16 protein-coding genes are annotated in these 13,989 nt (G+C 54.6%); 4 read left to right on the forward strand and 12 right to left on the reverse strand.

What is annotated here, in order from left to right:
• Positions 1-11: 11 nt before the first annotated feature.
• From ynaL to BTJ39_RS04170, 3 genes are all read right to left on the reverse strand, one after another.
• Positions 12-173, reverse strand: coding sequence for a proline-rich small protein YnaL (gene ynaL / locus BTJ39_RS25525; RefSeq protein ID WP_479684387.1), 162 nt, complete (start codon positions 171-173; stop codon positions 12-14).
• A 260-nt stretch (positions 174-433) separates the two neighbouring features.
• On the reverse strand, positions 434-1,417 hold the full coding sequence (gene zntB, locus BTJ39_RS04165; RefSeq protein ID WP_078001419.1) for a zinc transporter ZntB: 984 nt from the start codon (positions 1,415-1,417) through the stop codon (positions 434-436).
• Positions 1,418-1,577: 160 nt separating this feature from the next.
• Positions 1,578-3,197: a peptide ABC transporter substrate-binding protein gene (locus BTJ39_RS04170; RefSeq protein ID WP_078001420.1), complete on the reverse strand. Its 1,620-nt coding sequence runs from the start codon at positions 3,195-3,197 to the stop codon at positions 1,578-1,580.
• Between the two features lie 178 nt (positions 3,198-3,375).
• Between BTJ39_RS04170 and mpaA the strand changes: the two genes are divergently transcribed.
• A complete protein-coding gene (mpaA, locus tag BTJ39_RS04175) occupies positions 3,376-4,086 on the forward strand; it encodes a murein tripeptide amidase MpaA (RefSeq protein WP_078001421.1) in 711 nt (236 codons plus the stop codon).
• Here the strand turns inward: mpaA and ycjG are convergent.
• Positions 4,066-5,046: an L-Ala-D/L-Glu epimerase gene (gene ycjG, locus BTJ39_RS04180; RefSeq protein ID WP_078001422.1), complete on the reverse strand. Its 981-nt coding sequence runs from the start codon at positions 5,044-5,046 to the stop codon at positions 4,066-4,068. The genes mpaA and ycjG overlap by 21 nt on opposite strands.
• A 211-nt stretch (positions 5,047-5,257) precedes the next feature.
• Between ycjG and tpx the strand changes: the two genes are divergently transcribed.
• Complete coding sequence (gene tpx, locus BTJ39_RS04185; RefSeq protein ID WP_078001423.1) at positions 5,258-5,761, forward strand: thiol peroxidase; 504 nt, start codon at positions 5,258-5,260, stop codon at positions 5,759-5,761.
• Positions 5,762-5,812: 51 nt separating this feature from the next.
• Here tpx and tyrR read toward each other — a convergent pair whose 3' ends face one another.
• The 7 genes from tyrR to pspA all read right to left on the reverse strand — a co-directional run bounded on the left by tyrR (position 5,813) and on the right by pspA (position 11,651).
• The gene (gene tyrR / locus BTJ39_RS04190; protein ID WP_078001424.1) at positions 5,813-7,396 is read right to left on the reverse strand and encodes a transcriptional regulator TyrR; all 1,584 of its coding nucleotides are present in this window, start codon (positions 7,394-7,396) and stop codon (positions 5,813-5,815) included.
• A gap of 220 nt (positions 7,397-7,616) precedes the next feature.
• A complete protein-coding gene (locus BTJ39_RS04195) occupies positions 7,617-8,675 on the reverse strand; it encodes a TIGR01620 family protein (protein ID WP_078001425.1) in 1,059 nt (352 codons plus the stop codon).
• Positions 8,672-10,069 (reverse strand): YcjX family GTP-binding protein, encoded by a 1,398-nt coding sequence (locus BTJ39_RS04200; RefSeq protein WP_078001426.1) that lies wholly within the window; start codon positions 10,067-10,069, stop codon positions 8,672-8,674. The genes BTJ39_RS04195 and BTJ39_RS04200 overlap by 4 nt, the downstream gene beginning before the upstream one ends.
• Positions 10,032-10,301: a phage shock protein PspD gene (gene pspD, locus BTJ39_RS04205; RefSeq protein WP_078001427.1), complete on the reverse strand. Its 270-nt coding sequence runs from the start codon at positions 10,299-10,301 to the stop codon at positions 10,032-10,034. Before pspD ends, BTJ39_RS04200 begins: the two co-directional genes overlap by 38 nt.
• A 42-nt stretch (positions 10,302-10,343) precedes the next feature.
• Positions 10,344-10,694 carry an envelope stress response membrane protein PspC gene (gene pspC, locus BTJ39_RS04210; RefSeq protein WP_078001428.1) on the reverse strand — a complete coding sequence of 117 codons (351 nt, stop codon included), beginning with the start codon at positions 10,692-10,694 and terminating at the stop codon, positions 10,344-10,346.
• A complete protein-coding gene (pspB, locus tag BTJ39_RS04215) occupies positions 10,694-10,918 on the reverse strand; it encodes an envelope stress response membrane protein PspB (RefSeq protein WP_078001429.1) in 225 nt (74 codons plus the stop codon). The genes pspC and pspB overlap by 1 nt, the downstream gene beginning before the upstream one ends.
• A gap of 61 nt (positions 10,919-10,979) precedes the next feature.
• The gene (gene pspA / locus BTJ39_RS04220) at positions 10,980-11,651 is read right to left on the reverse strand and encodes a phage shock protein PspA (RefSeq protein ID WP_078001430.1); all 672 of its coding nucleotides are present in this window, start codon (positions 11,649-11,651) and stop codon (positions 10,980-10,982) included.
• Between the two features lie 157 nt (positions 11,652-11,808).
• Here pspA and pspF point away from each other — a divergent pair, with 157 nt between their 5' ends.
• Entirely contained in the window at positions 11,809-12,816 is a 1,008-nt protein-coding gene (gene pspF / locus BTJ39_RS04225) for a phage shock protein operon transcriptional activator (protein ID WP_078001742.1), read from the forward strand.
• A gap of 295 nt (positions 12,817-13,111) precedes the next feature.
• On the forward strand, positions 13,112-13,264 hold the full coding sequence (locus BTJ39_RS25085) for a putative hemolysin (RefSeq protein ID WP_241825875.1): 153 nt from the start codon (positions 13,112-13,114) through the stop codon (positions 13,262-13,264).
• Between the two features lie 154 nt (positions 13,265-13,418).
• Here the strand turns inward: BTJ39_RS25085 and BTJ39_RS04235 are convergent, their stop codons facing one another.
• The gene (locus BTJ39_RS04235; protein WP_078001431.1) at positions 13,419-13,808 is read right to left on the reverse strand and encodes a hypothetical protein; all 390 of its coding nucleotides are present in this window, start codon (positions 13,806-13,808) and stop codon (positions 13,419-13,421) included.
• Between the last annotated feature and the right edge of the window lie 181 nt (positions 13,809-13,989).

Genomic DNA, 13,989 nt, shown 5'->3' on the forward strand with positions numbered 1-13,989 from the left:
TTGATTATCCGTCACACGTGCGGTGGCGGGTCAATTATCGGGTGGGGATCTGGCTCACCGGGCGGCGGATCCGGGATGGGCTGTGGCTGCGGTATCGGCTCCGGAATGGGGACGGGATCGGTCGGAACGGGGTCGGAAGCCTGCGGTTGAGAATTACGCATTGCCTGTATCATGCTCTCCTCCTTTGGTGACTTACTTTAAGCATAGAGAGCTATGGCAGAACAGCCAAACGGCAAAAAAAAGCCGGCATCGTGCCGGCGTATCGAATCAAATGTGCTATGCAATAATTCAAAAAGGAAGTAAGACAATATGGAGCACAACGCCCATCGCTTGACGTTGCATTCACCTGCATGAAAGAGTCTGCGCCTTTCCCCTTGCGGACTCTTTGATGCTGATCATTATTTTCGATCTAATCTGTATGAAAAGTCATTAACTACAGCCAGTTACGTTTTCTTAACCACCACGCAACACCCGCTCCCAACACCAGTAACAATAAACAGAAAAGGGGGAATCCATAGCTCCAGCCGCCGCCGGGAATGCCGCCAAGATTGACGCCAAACAGCCCGGTAAGAAAGGTTGCCGGCAGGAAAATCATGGCCATCAGTGACATGGTATAGGTACGGCGATTCATCGCATCCGCCAGCACGCTGGTAATTTCATCGGCCAACACGGCAGTACGCGCAACGCATGCATCCAGATCGTCCAGCCCGCGCCCCAGGCGGTCAGCAATATCCTGCATACGCCGGCGGTCGTCATCGCTCATCCACGGCAGGCGCTCACTGGCAAGACGAGCATAAACATCGCGCTGCGGAGCCATATAACGGCGCATAACGATCAGCTGTTTGCGGATCAGCGCCAGTTCACCGCGCGCCGGAACCTGCTGGTCGACCACGGCATCCTCCAGATCGATAATTTTATCGTGCAACTGCTCAATAAATTCACTGGTATCATCGTTCAACGCTTCGCACAGCTCAACCAGCCAGCTACCGCCATCCGTCGGCCCGTTGCCATTTTGCAAATCGGTCAGAACTTCATCAATGGCAAACACCTTACGCCGCCGCGTAGAAACGATGATTTTTCCATTAATAAACACCCGGATGACGACCAGCTGGTCGGGACGCGATTCGCTGTTCAGATTAACGCTACGCAGGGTGATCATGGTGCCATCTCCCAGGCGATTGACCCTGGGGCGCAGTGAATCGCCGCCCAATGCGTCACGCACGTTATCGGGGATCAGCGGCGTAGAAGAGAGCCATTCAGCACTTTCACGATGGGTATAGTTCAGGTGTAACCAGCAGGGACGATCGCAATGAATAACCTCGTTATCATCAATCGCTATCAGCCCGCCTTTACCATCCAGCTGACAGGAAATAATCGCATCGGAAATCTGTAACGCCTTACCCTCAATAATCTCCACAATGGCTCCGTCAATCGAATAATCAACAGGATACAGTCTAGCCCAGCGACGGATTGTTACAATCCCTGCCATGCGATGGATGCGTTACAAAGCCGTGACAGTTGCAACAATTGTTAACATACTAACGGTATGACCCCGCCCTGCGGCGAGGTCATAACAACTAGTGCTTAACAATATATAGCTGGCGACTGTAGGCAACGTCTTCAGCATTGGTTATTGGATAGCCTTTCACCCAGGGTTTAATCAGGCGCCCGTTGGTATATTGATAAATCGGCGCAATCGGTACCTCATCGCCCAGTATCTGTTCTGCCCGGTTATAATCGTTATTGCGGGCCGCGGCATTGGTTTCCCGCGCCGCCCTTGCCAGCACCGCATCGTAATCAGCATTGCTAAAGCGGGAAAAGTTACCGCTATGGGTGGAGGTTAACAGTGAAAGGAAAGTCGACGGCTCATTATAATCACCGACCCATGATGCCCGGATAACATCAAAGTTGCCGCCGTTACGGCTGTCGAGATAGGTTTTCCACTCCTGATTTTGTAGTTTTACCTTCACCCCAAGATTCTTTTTCCACATTGAGGCTATCGCGATAGCGATTTTCTGGTTGTTTTCCGAGATGTTATATAACAACGTCAGGTTTAAGGGTTTCTGCGGACCATAGCCGGCAGCGGCCAATAACGTTTTTGCCTGAGCATTCAGTTCAGACTGCGAATGTTGCTGGATGAAATCCTTTTTAGGGCTAAATCCGGCGGTTACATCGGGGGTGAAGTGCCACGCCGGTTTTTCCCCGGTACCGAGCACCTTCTCGGCAATCACTTTACGATCGATACTCCAGGAAAGCGCACGGCGAACCCGGACATCTTTGGTCGGCCCCTGACGCGTATTGAAGGCGTAATAATAGGTACCCAGCTGGTCTGGCGTATATACCTGCCCCGGCAGCGCTTTTTTCAGCAACGCATACATGTTTTTTGGAAAAGACTCCGTGATATCAATATCACCCGCGCGGTAGCGTTTGGTGGCGTTTGCTTCATCATTGACGGGCACGAAGGTGACTTTCGTCAACACCGAGCGGGCATCATCCCAGTACTGAGGATTACGCGCCAGAACGATCTTTTCGTTAACCACCCGCTCGCGTAACTTATAGGCGCCGTTACCGACCAGCTTGCCCGGCTGAGTCCAGTCGCCGCCGCTGGCTTCAACTACATGGCGCGGGACCGGATAGAAACTGAAATTGGCTACCATGCTGGGAAACCACGGCAGCGGACGGCTTAGCGTCACCTTCAGGTGGCGGGCGTCCAGCGCCTGGACGCCCAGGGTATCCGGCGCCATTTTTTTTGCGGCAATCGCCTCGGCATTTTCAATGCCCGCCAGCCCAGCGAACGAGGCAAATGGCGAAGCGGTCGCCGGGTCAACCAGTCGGCGCCAGCTGTAGACGAAGTCATTCGCCGTCAGCGGAGTGCCGTCCGACCAGCGTAAATTATTACGCAGGGTGAAAATCCAGCTTTTATTGTCATTCGTTTGCCAGCTCTCAGCGACTCCCGGCACGATTTTGCCGCTGGCATCTTCATTAGTCAGTCCTTCAAACAGATCGCGGATAACCTGAATTTCCGGCAAGCCGGAGGCTTTAGCAGGATCAAGCGACGCAGGTTCGTCTTTAATATGACGAACAATTTCCTGGCGCTCCGCCAGCTGCGTTCCTGAGGGGACGTCAGCAGCAGATGCCGGCAGTATGGAAGCGGCAACGCTCAATGCAGTCAGCGTCATCTGGCACAATCTGCCCATAGCGTTCTCCTTTGCGTTTAAAGAAAATAAAAATGGCTGTTTTACTGTAACGCAAAGTATTGATTGGTAAACAGCTATATCCAGCAAAACCGGTATGTTGCTGGCAAAAGCCGCGTCGGACCGCTATGTTAGTGATAAAAATGTCTACCAATCGCCTGACTGATTACGGAGTTTTTTCATGACGCAGTTGCATCCCCGCAGCGCACGAGGGCCGCTGAGCGCGGAAACAAGGATTTATGGTCAGTCAGTACTGGGCGCGCCGCTGCTGTGGTTTCCCGCTGCGGCGGCTGATGAAAACAGCGGTCTGATTCTGGCCGGTACCCACGGCGATGAAGTTGCCGCAGTCGTCGCCCTGTCCTGCGCCATGCGCACTCTGCAACAGCCATGGCGCCGTCATCACGTGGTACTGACGGTTAATCCGGACGGCTGTCAGCTGGGCCTGCGCGCCAACGCACGCGGAGTGGATCTTAACCGTAATTTTCCGGCAGCAACCTGGCAAGGGGGCGAGACGGTTTATCGCTGGAACAGCCATGCGCCGGAGCGCGACGTGTTACTTTCAACCGGCGAGCGCCCCGGCTCTGAACCTGAAACTCAGGCACTTTGTACCCTGATACATCAGCTCAAGCCGCAATGGATCGTGAGCTTTCACGAACCGCTGGCCTGCATTGACGATCCGAACGCCAGCCAGCTTGGCCACTGGCTGGCGGAGAAAATGTCGCTGCCGCTGGTAGCCAACGTCGGCTACGCCACCCCGGGGTCATTTGGCAGCTGGTGCGCCGACCTCAACCTGCCCTGTATCACCGCTGAATTACCGGCTATTTCAGCCGACGCCGCAACGGAATGCTATCTGCAAGCGTTGATTGAATTATTATGCTGGCCGGCTGCGTAAATCGATGCGTCCGCAGGAAAAAGCCAGCGGCGGTTCGACGTCCCGCGCCAGCCATGTCGGGCCGTCCAGGTCGATAAAACGGGCATCAGGAACCAGCGGCAGTGCCGCCGAAATAGCCCGGGAGGTACAAAGCATGCAACCTAACATAATCTCAAACCCCTCGGCTTTTGCCAGCTGCGCCAGCGCCAGCGCTTCGGTCAGCCCGCCCGTTTTGTCCAGCTTGATGTTAATCAAGTCGTAGCGCCCGTGCAGGCTGACCAGGCTGTCCCGCGTATGGCAACTTTCATCGGCGCAGATCGGTAAAGGATGAATGAAATGACCGAGCACCGCATCGTCGCCCACTTTTAGCGGCTGCTCCAGCATCTTCACCTTGAGGTCAGCCAGCAGCTGGCAGCGCGCCGCCAGGCCATCCGCCTCCCAGGATTCATTCGCATCGACGATTAGCGCCACCTCGGGCACGCTGGCGCGGATGGCCATCAGCCGCTCGGTAATCAGATGATTGTCGAGCTTAACTTTTAGCAGCTGAGCGCCCTTTTCAACCAGTAGCCCGGCGTTGAGCGCCATTACCTCCGGCGTATCAATACTGACCGTTTGCGCCATAAAAACCGTATCGGGCATTATCGCGCCGGTTTTTTGCCACAGGTTTTGCTGCTGCTGGCGACATTCAAGATCCCATAACGCACAGTCAATAGCATTGCGAGCCGCGCCCGCAGCAAGCTGCTGCTGCAACAGATGACGCGATAAGCCTTGCTCCAGCGCTGGTTTCAGGCTGTTAATTTGCGCCATCACCGAGGCCACAGACTCGCCATAGCGCGGATAAGGCGTACATTCTCCGATCCCTTTCACCCCGTCCTGCTCAATTTCCACTACCAGCACCACTGCCTCACTGCGACTGCCGCGGGCAATGATGAACGGCGCATTCAGAGGCCAGGTTTCAGGATATACGTTGACCTGTCGCATCGTTTTTATCCTTTTTCATTTTGTGCCGATTCAGTGTGGCCTGGATTCGCGCTTTGTGCCTGCAACGTAACGAGTTTTATCCCGCAGCTTAATATTTTTATCAGACATTTGCTGCATTCCCGCCGATTGTCATCTAAGTTATGTAATTCAAATGTACTCTATTTTTGGCCGTAATCACGCATAGCGTCTTACCTCGTTTATAGGATCGATTATGTCTCAGACCGTACTTTTTCAGGGCAATCCGGTTGCTGTTGCCGGCCAGATTCTACGCAAGGGCGAGCAAGCTAAAGCCTTTTCACTGGTAGCAAAGGATCTTGCGGATACTCCGCTCAGCCAGTTCTCAGGAAAGCGCAAAGTGCTGAATATTTTCCCCAGTATCGATACCGGCGTTTGCGCCGCTTCAGTACGCAAATTCAATCAGCTCGCGGCAGAGCTTGATAACACCGTTATACTTTGCATTTCCGCTGACCTGCCCTTCGCCCAGTCGCGCTTTTGCGGCTCGGATGGTTTATCGAATGTGGTGACGCTTTCCACGCTGCGCGGCGCAAGCTTTAAGGAAGATTACGGTGTGGGGATTGCCGATGGCTCGCTGCAAGGGCTGACCGCCCGCGCGGTTATCGTTCTCGACGAACACGATAAGGTTCTGCACAGTCAGCTGGTCGAAGAAATTACCACTGAGCCCGATTACGACGCGGCGCTGGCCGCGTTGAAATAATCTCTGACGCCGGGATTAACGTGTCCCGGCGCCCTTTACTGCCTGAGGCGTTTACTGTCCGCTTTCGCTGTCCTTATCATCATGCTCAGCACGTCGCAATCCTAATCCATACTCTCGCAGCTTATTGGCAATTGCGGTGTGGGAAACGCCCAGCCTTTTCGCCAGCTTGCGCGTACTGGGATAAGTGAGGTAAAGGCGCGTCAGCACCGAGCGTTCGAAGCGACTGGTAATATCGTCAAGGGTTCCTTCAAGGCTCTCTTCGCTGATGGCGCCGCCTTCATGGTTATTTTCCGGCGGCAGCGAGGCCATATCATGAACCTGAAGTTCACTACCCTCCAGCTGAGTTAACGCCCGGTACAGCGCGTTACGCAGCTGGCGTACGTTCCCCGGCCAGCTGTAGCGAATAAGAAAGGCCGTCAGCTGCGGTGAAATACGTGGGCAGGCTATCCCCAACTCATCGGCAAAGCGGGCGACGAATAGTTCGCTCAACGCAATAATATCCTGCGATCGATCGCGCAATGCGGGCAGATTCAGCGTCAGCACGTTGAGACGGTAATACAGGTCTTCACGGAATTCGCCGCGCTGCACCAATTCCAGCAGATTTTTTTGCGTCGCGCAGATAACGCGCACATCAACGTGAACTTCCTGTTCTTCGCCCACCCGGCGGAAGGTGCCGTCATTCAAAAAACGCAGCAGCTTGGTTTGCATCCGTGGCGACATTTCACCGATTTCGTCCAGCAACACTGAACCGCCATTGGCCTGCTCGAAAAAACCTTTTTTACCTTCCAGCGCGTTAGGATAAGCGCCTGGCGCATGGCCAAACAGCTCGCTCTCAGCAACGTCGTCCGGTAAAGACGCGCAGTTAAGGGCCAGGAACGGCATTTTACCGCGCGCGCTGCGCAGGTGGCAGGCGCGCGCCAGGAGATCTTTTCCGGTTCCGGTCTCGCCAACAAATAATAAGGGCGCATCCAGCATCGCCAGCTTACGCGCCTGTTCAACAACCTGGCGCATTCTGTCGCTTACCGCCACCACATGTTGAAATTCGGCATCGTCATTGACCGCCAGATTCTGTAGCTGACGCCCCATGCGCGCCGTCGATTTCAGCATCACCACCGCGCCGCTGAGCGTTTGCTCGCTGGTGTAGATCGGCGTGATTTCCAGCAGAAAATCACGCCCCTGTAGCACAACGTGGTGAGCCTGCGATTCAACACGCGCACTCTCCAGCCAGCGCTGGAAATTAAAGCTGCTAATTAAGCTTCCCGCATTATAGCTGCGTAGCTTCTCCTCACTGATGGCAAACAGCTGCTGCGCTGCCGGATTGGTCAGCTCGATCCTGGCTTTTAAATCAATGGAAAAAACCGGTTCAGGTAAGGCTATCAGCAGCGCGCTGAGCGCGCGATGTTCCAGCTCAGACGGCATCCAGCTAACGGTGCGCACATCCGTTACGCCGGGAATGCGGCGGATCTCACTCATTAGTGCGCTGAAGATAGTAAAGTCGATGGCGGTAAAGTTGAGGTAGATACGCCCTATTAACGCGATTTCAATACCGCGTAAATCAATGCCGCGCTCAACCAGCAGGTCCAGTAATTCGCGCGTCAGACCAATACGGTCATGGCAGAAGACTTCCAAACGCATCGGTGTATCCTGATTAGAAAGAAGTGCAGAGGCAAATAATATGCTAACAACTCGTCTGCAGGGAAGAAATCTGTCAGGTAAAGTTGACAGCACGCCAGGGTACTGTCAGCATACGCCGCCATTTCGAAATATAGCAACAGAATATAGTAAAATAACAGATTTATATTTCAATAAACCGAGATTTAATAGCGGCATTGATTGAAGGCAGGCTGGCAAGCGCTCAGGGCTTTGCTGGCGGTTTTTGTAGCGATTCCTTTAGCTGAGCAATAAGCTCGCGGCGAAAGTCTCCCAGCTTCGGTTTATCTTCCTCCAGCCAGGGCAGTGGACGACAAAGCTCCATGGTTTTGATCCCCAGTCGCGCGGTAAGCAGTCCGGCGCCGATGCCCTGCGCCGCTCTGGCCGACAGGCGTGCCGCCAAATCCTGTGACATCCAATCCAGCCCCACTTCGCGCACCAGCTCACTGGCGCCGGCGAAAGCGATATTTAACAGCACCAGTCGGAACAAACGGATGCGGCTGAAATAACCAAGCTCGATGCCGTACAGCGCGGCAAGGCGATTAACCAGGCGGATATTGCGCCAGGCGATAAAGGCCATATCAACCAGCGCCAGCGGACTCACGGCAATCATCAGCGCCGACTCTGCCGCTGAACGGCTAATTTCGCGCCGCGCCTGCCTGTCAAGAACCGGCTGCACCAGGCGAGCGTACAGCGCCACAATTTCCCGATCGTTATGGGTTTCATGCAGGGAGGCATGCCAGCGCTGCAAAGCCGGGTGACTTTCGTTCAGTCCGGCCTGGCGCGCAAGCTTTTCACAAAACTCCCGACCGCGCCCCATGCCGTGGCTGTTCAGCAACTCCCGGCCGATATCGCGCTCATGGGCGCGCTGACGCAGTTTAAACAGCCGCCGCCATTCGATAATCAACGAACCCGCCCCGGCAATAACAATCAGGCTGGTTGCGGCGCCCGCGCCCAGTTCAATCCAGTCGCGGGTCAGCCAGGCGGAATGAACCCAGCTCACGCCCTGGGCTACCGCGCTGGCGGCAAACAGCGTCAGCCCGCATCCGACGAGGCGCCGCCAAAGGCTACGCTTCGGACGTAAAGCGGCTTCAACAGCCCGCTCACCGGCATCCTCCTCCATTGCCTCACTGCTTTGCGCTACGGCGATAAAATCGCTTTCGGAGCCGGAGTCAAAATGCTTTGACGGCTTCAACACGCTGTCTTTTTCATCCTGCAGGGACTGCGCAAAATCAATGCGCCCTTTCAGTGGCTGATGACTCATCGCAGCTTATCTCCCAGTAAAAACTCCATGACAGCGTCCATACGTATGTGCGGCAGCGGCTTGTCAACGTCAAACCGCTGCGGCCTGAACAGCTCAAACTGAAATCCCTGCCGCTGCCAGAAGTCCGGCCCGGGCAGGCGCGCGGGAACTTCGCCGGGGTAGAACGTCAGCGGCGCATCGTCACTTAACCGGTGGCCGCGCAGCGCGGGAATTTTTTCGCCCTGCAGTTCAACCAACCCGCTCTGCGTCGCCTGAACGGCGGCCAGGCCCATGCAGTCCACGCTGATACCTTCAAAGGCTGCATTCTGCCAGGCGTCCTGCACCAGCTGCTGAAGTAATGAAACCAGATTAGCGTGCTGGTCGGCCGTTACGTGGTCGGCTTTGGTGGCGGCAAACAGCAGCTTGTCTATCACCGGAGAAAACAGTCGGCGAAACAGCGTGCGTTGCCCGTATGAAAAGCTCTGCATCAGTTGGGTTAACGCAAAACGCATATCGTTAAAAGCCTGCGGACCGCTGTTTAGCGGCTGCAGGCAGTCAACCAACACAATCTGGCGATCGAAACGCAGAAAATGATTGCGGTAGAAACCTTTCACCACCTGCTGACAGTAATACTGATAGCGGGCGCGCAGCATACCAATATTGGTGCTGTCATCAGCCTGCATCAGGCGGGTCTGGGTGGATTCATCAGCCTGCGGCCAGGGGAAGAATTGCAGTGCGGGCGCTCCGGCCATATCGCCAGGCAGAACAAATCGCCCTGGCTGAATAAAATGCATCCCCTGCTGTTTGCACTGATGCAGATAGGTAGTCCATTGCGCAGCAATATGCGCCAGCTGGCTTTCATCGGCCGGCGCCAGCGGGTCAAGGGAGGCGCAACTGGTACGCCACGCCTGCGCCAGAGTGGCGCGCTCGCCCTGCAACAGGCCCGTCATTTGTCGCGACCAGCTGAGATAATCCTGCGCCAGCATCGGCAAATCCAGCAACCATTCACCGGGATAATCAACAATCTCCAGATAAAGGGTTGAGGTATCAAGAAAATGGCACAGCAGAGACTCACGCGAGCGAAAGCGCAGGGCCAGACGAACTTCACTCACTCCGCTGGTTGGCGTTGGCCACGCCGGCGGCTCGCCATAGAGCTGCGCTAATCCCTGGTCGTAGCTAAAACGCGGAATACCAAAATCACGCTGGGGTACACGCTTAACCCCCAGCAGACGCCCTTCACGCGCGGCTGAAAACAGGGGTAAACGGGCGCCCGCATTGAGGCTGAGAAGCTGATTGACCAACGAAGTAATAAAGGCAGTTTTACCGCTGCGGCTAAGGCCGGTTACCGCCAGCCGCAGGTGGCGGTCAGTGCCACGGTTAATCAGTGAAATTAGTTCGTCTTGCAGTCGTTTCATCTTTCTCCCTGATAAACCGTTTGCCCACCCCGGACATGAGGCGGCTCAGTAACGGTTCCAACGTCAAAGCCAGCAGCAGACGCAGTGGCTTACGGGTTACCGACTTAACCGCCCAGCCGGCAATACCGCCAGGCGCGGCGGCAATGGCATTAATAATGATAAATTTTCCGGCGCGCTTCAACGTCGGCGACGAACGGCGTATCGCCTGATGGAGTGAATAAACTTTGCTCATTATATCCCCTTGTCCGACGCCAGCTTTCACCGGTGCCGTTAATTATAACTGGCGAAAACGACTGCGGGTGGAAAAGGTTTCGGAGGTAACGTAACGCTCCACGTCGCGCAGGCGTCCCTCTCCCTGACGCAAAATACTGTCAGCTTCATCCAGCAATTGCTGCCGGTTTAGCGGCATGGCGGCATTGGCGTCCTCCGGTGCAAGCGGGTCCAGCACAAAGCTGAGTATGATATAAAGCACAACGGTAAAAGCGAATAAGCCGAAAAACAGCGACAGCACGGTAATCACGCGCAGCAGCGTAACCGGAATATCCAGATAGTGCGCAATACCGGCGCAGACGCCTTTAACTTTTCCTTCTTCCGGTATGCGGTAAAGTTTACGACCCTGAAACATTATGACTGCCTCCAGTTAGGATGCTCAGCATCCAGAATTTCCTCCAGCGCCTGAATACGATCGCTCATGCGCTGGGCCTGCTGAGTTAGCTGCTGCAAACGCTGTGCTTCAGAGGCGCTGGGTTCCCCGCTGTTCTGGCGGTTACTGTAATGCAGCCATAGCCATACTGGCGCTACAAACAGCACAAATATGGTTAGCGGTATGGCTAAAAATAATGCGCTCATTCACTCTCCTTGACCTGATAAAAGCGACCCGGCAAAGCCAGGCCTCGCGCCGTATAAAATACTATTCTGCATCGCGGCTATTGATGCGCGCTTTCAACGATGCCAGCTGCTGGCTGATTTCATCGTCTGCTTTCAGATCGGCGAATTGCTGATCAAGATTTTTGCTTTTGCCGAAGCTGTGGCTTTCTGCTTCCGCTTCCATCTGATCGATGCGGCGTTCAAACGATTCAAAACGCGCCATCGCATCATTAAGTTTATTGTTGTCGAGCTGACGACGTACGTCACGCGAAGATGCCGCGGCCTGGTGACGCAGAGTCAGCGCCTGTTGCCGGGCACGGGTTTCAGTCAGCTTATTTTCCAGCTCGCCAACTTCGGTTTTCATCCGTGCCAGCGTCTCTTCAACCTGCGAGACCTCGTCACGCAGCGTAGCCGAAAGATCGGTTAGCTTCTGCTTTTCAATCAGCGCTGCCCGCGCCAGATCGTCTTTGTCTTTACGCAAAGCCAGCTCGGCTTTTTCTTGCCATTCGCCAATCTGTGCCTCTGCCTGGTCGATACGGCGCAGCAGCTGTTTTTTCTCGGCCAGCGCGCGCGCGGAATTCGAACGAACTTCCACCAGCGTGTCTTCCATTTCCTGAATCATCAGTCGTACCAGCTTTTGCGGGTCCTCCGCTTTATCCAGCAGCGAGTTGATATTGGCGTTAACTATGTCAGCGAAGCGCGAAAAAATTCCCATTTGTTCATCCTCATCACGATGGAAGTGTATGTGCAGGTTTTAATACAAATATCGTGCCAATTTTTATCATCATGATAATAAACAACTTTTATAATTTACATCGGCAAGGATAACGTTTAACGTGGTGTAAAAAGCTAACTACCTGGTGATTTTCATCATGTCAGAACATACGGATGCTTTACTCGGCGAATCAAACCTGTTTCTGGAAGTGCTGGAGCAGGTTTCAAAAATAGCCAGGCTGGATAAGCCCGTGCTGGTAATCGGCGAACGCGGCACCGGTAAGGAGCTAATCGCCCGACGCCTGCATTTCCTTTCTCCCCGCTGGCAGGGCCCCTTCATTTCCCTGAATTGCGCTGCGCTGAATGAAAACCTGCTGGACTCGGAGTTATTCGGCCATGAGGCCGGGGCTTTCACCGGCGCGCAGAAGCGCCACCAGGGCCGCTTTGAGCGCGCGGACGGCGGCACGCTGTTTCTTGATGAACTGGCTACCGCGCCGATGCTGGTGCAGGAAAAACTGTTGCGGGTTATCGAATACGGTCAGCTTGAAAGGGTTGGCGGCAGCCAGCCCCTGCAGGTCAGCGTAAGGCTGGTTTGCGCGACAAACGATGACCTGCCTGCGCTGGCGCAGCAGGGTCGATTTCGCGCCGACCTGCTGGACCGACTGGCATTTGATGTCGTACAGCTGCCGCCGCTGCGCCTGCGTCATTCCGATATTCTGCTGCTGGCCGAGCAGTTTGCCATCCAGATGTGTCGCGAACTTGAATTGCCACTATTTGCGGGTTTCACGCCGCTGGCGATTGAAACCCTGCTGAGCTATCCCTGGCCGGGAAATATTCGTGAACTTAAAAACGCCGTGGAACGCTCAGTGTATCGCCATAACAGTAGTGAAGAACCGCTGGATAATATCGTGATCAATCCCTTTGCCGCGCCTGAAGATATTACCGCGGCGCCGACTGCAACGCAGGAAAGCGCGCTGCCTGCTCTGCCCCTCGATCTGCGGCGCTGGCAAAACGATTGTGAAGCTCAGCTGTTAAGCAAGGCCCTTGAAGCCGCACGCTATAATCAGCGCGCTACCGCCGATCTACTTGGCCTGACGTATCACCAATTGAGAGCGATGATGAAAAAACATTATATTGAAGTCAACGCTTCAGCGGATAAAGATTAATCCAGCGATACACGGTTGCTGAGAATCTGCTGGATACCCTGGGCTGATGAGGCCACAATTAACCACAGAGCTTGCATTGCCCGGGCGCAATATTAAACCGCCAGGTTCGTCCGTCCGTAGCGGGCTGATTAATAACTGGTCGTAGCTTAATACTCTGGCTTACCGCTAAGACGCTACGGCTTCCCGTCACTTTTATAACCGTTGAATCATGATGAAAAAAATAGTTATTTTGCTAGCAACGCTAAGCGTCACTGCATGCGCAGCCAAACATCAGGAGCCGCCTAAGCCCATTGGCATGCCCAACCCTGCCTCGGTTTACTGCGAGCAGATCGGCGGTAAAAGCGTATTGGTTAACACCGATACAGGCGTGACAGGAAATTGTGTCCTGCCATCAGGCAAGGTAGTCGAGGAATGGTCGTTGTATCGCCAGGCGCATGAGAACAAATAAGTTCTGAATGCGTCGCCGGAAAAACATGATTGAACTACTTCGCATCAGCCTGCGGCAAAAGTTTAGCCGCGCAGCGGCCTGACCCCTTGTTCCGTCGTCGCGATGACGGCGGAACAAAACATCACCGGTTACCGCCGCGATAAAGAGCGGAGCATTATAATCTTACCGGTAGCTTAATGATTGAGTTAATGGCGACGTTGATTGCGCTATTCCCGCCTGCGCTGCGGTAGGTATGGGAACAATTCGCCGCAGAGCCCTCTTGCGGCGAGTTTTGCCGACATGCGCTGACAAACCGGGTTTTAATCTCGTTGACCTCCGGCAACAGCGACCAGGCAACGTAATGCACGCCCGGCTCAAGCCGCTGGCCTGCACTCGAAAAAATAGTTGCCCGCAGCCCGTCATCAGGCAGTTGAACCTCGCGAACGCGGCCCTCATACCATTTTTGTCCATGAGTCAGAATTAAAGCCGGCATGCCCGCCATATCCAGCGTTGGCCGCTCGCTGGCGGGAAGAAAAATTAACGTACAGGAGATCGTATCCACCATGATTTTACCTCGGTCTTTGCCAGCCCCTCTCGCTCAGGGCTGTGGGTAGCGATTTCCCAACAGTCTGGACGCGTTTTTGCGTACGCGTATGATTTCCCGCCGGGGCTATCCGGGTAAAGCGGATAAAAAAAAGCCCACTCAAGGTGGGCTGAAAAAATACTGGAAGCAATGTGAGCAATGT

The sequence above is a fragment of the Izhakiella australiensis genome (assembly GCF_002006995.1).
Lineage (GTDB): Bacteria > Pseudomonadota > Gammaproteobacteria > Enterobacterales > Enterobacteriaceae > Izhakiella > Izhakiella australiensis.

Coding starts and splice junctions, on each gene's coding strand:
- ynaL (WP_479684387.1), bottom strand. CDS start 173: ATGATACAGGCAATGCGTAATTCTCAACCGCAGGCTTCCGACCCCGTT.
- BTJ39_RS04170 (WP_078001420.1), bottom strand. CDS start 3,197: ATGGGCAGATTGTGCCAGATGACGCTGACTGCATTGAGCGTTGCCGCT.
- mpaA (WP_078001421.1), top strand. CDS start 3,376: ATGACGCAGTTGCATCCCCGCAGCGCACGAGGGCCGCTGAGCGCGGAA.
- ycjG (WP_078001422.1), bottom strand. CDS start 5,046: ATGCGACAGGTCAACGTATATCCTGAAACCTGGCCTCTGAATGCGCCG.
- tpx (WP_078001423.1), top strand. CDS start 5,258: ATGTCTCAGACCGTACTTTTTCAGGGCAATCCGGTTGCTGTTGCCGGC.
- tyrR (WP_078001424.1), bottom strand. CDS start 7,396: ATGCGTTTGGAAGTCTTCTGCCATGACCGTATTGGTCTGACGCGCGAA.
- BTJ39_RS04195 (WP_078001425.1), bottom strand. CDS start 8,675: ATGAGTCATCAGCCACTGAAAGGGCGCATTGATTTTGCGCAGTCCCTG.
- BTJ39_RS04200 (WP_078001426.1), bottom strand. CDS start 10,069: ATGAAACGACTGCAAGACGAACTAATTTCACTGATTAACCGTGGCACT.
- pspD (WP_078001427.1), bottom strand. CDS start 10,301: ATGAGCAAAGTTTATTCACTCCATCAGGCGATACGCCGTTCGTCGCCG.
- pspC (WP_078001428.1), bottom strand. CDS start 10,694: ATGTTTCAGGGTCGTAAACTTTACCGCATACCGGAAGAAGGAAAAGTT.
- pspB (WP_078001429.1), bottom strand. CDS start 10,918: ATGAGCGCATTATTTTTAGCCATACCGCTAACCATATTTGTGCTGTTT.
- pspA (WP_078001430.1), bottom strand. CDS start 11,651: ATGGGAATTTTTTCGCGCTTCGCTGACATAGTTAACGCCAATATCAAC.
- pspF (WP_078001742.1), top strand. CDS start 11,809: ATGTCAGAACATACGGATGCTTTACTCGGCGAATCAAACCTGTTTCTG.
- BTJ39_RS25085 (WP_241825875.1), top strand. CDS start 13,112: ATGCCCAACCCTGCCTCGGTTTACTGCGAGCAGATCGGCGGTAAAAGC.
- BTJ39_RS04235 (WP_078001431.1), bottom strand. CDS start 13,808: ATGGTGGATACGATCTCCTGTACGTTAATTTTTCTTCCCGCCAGCGAG.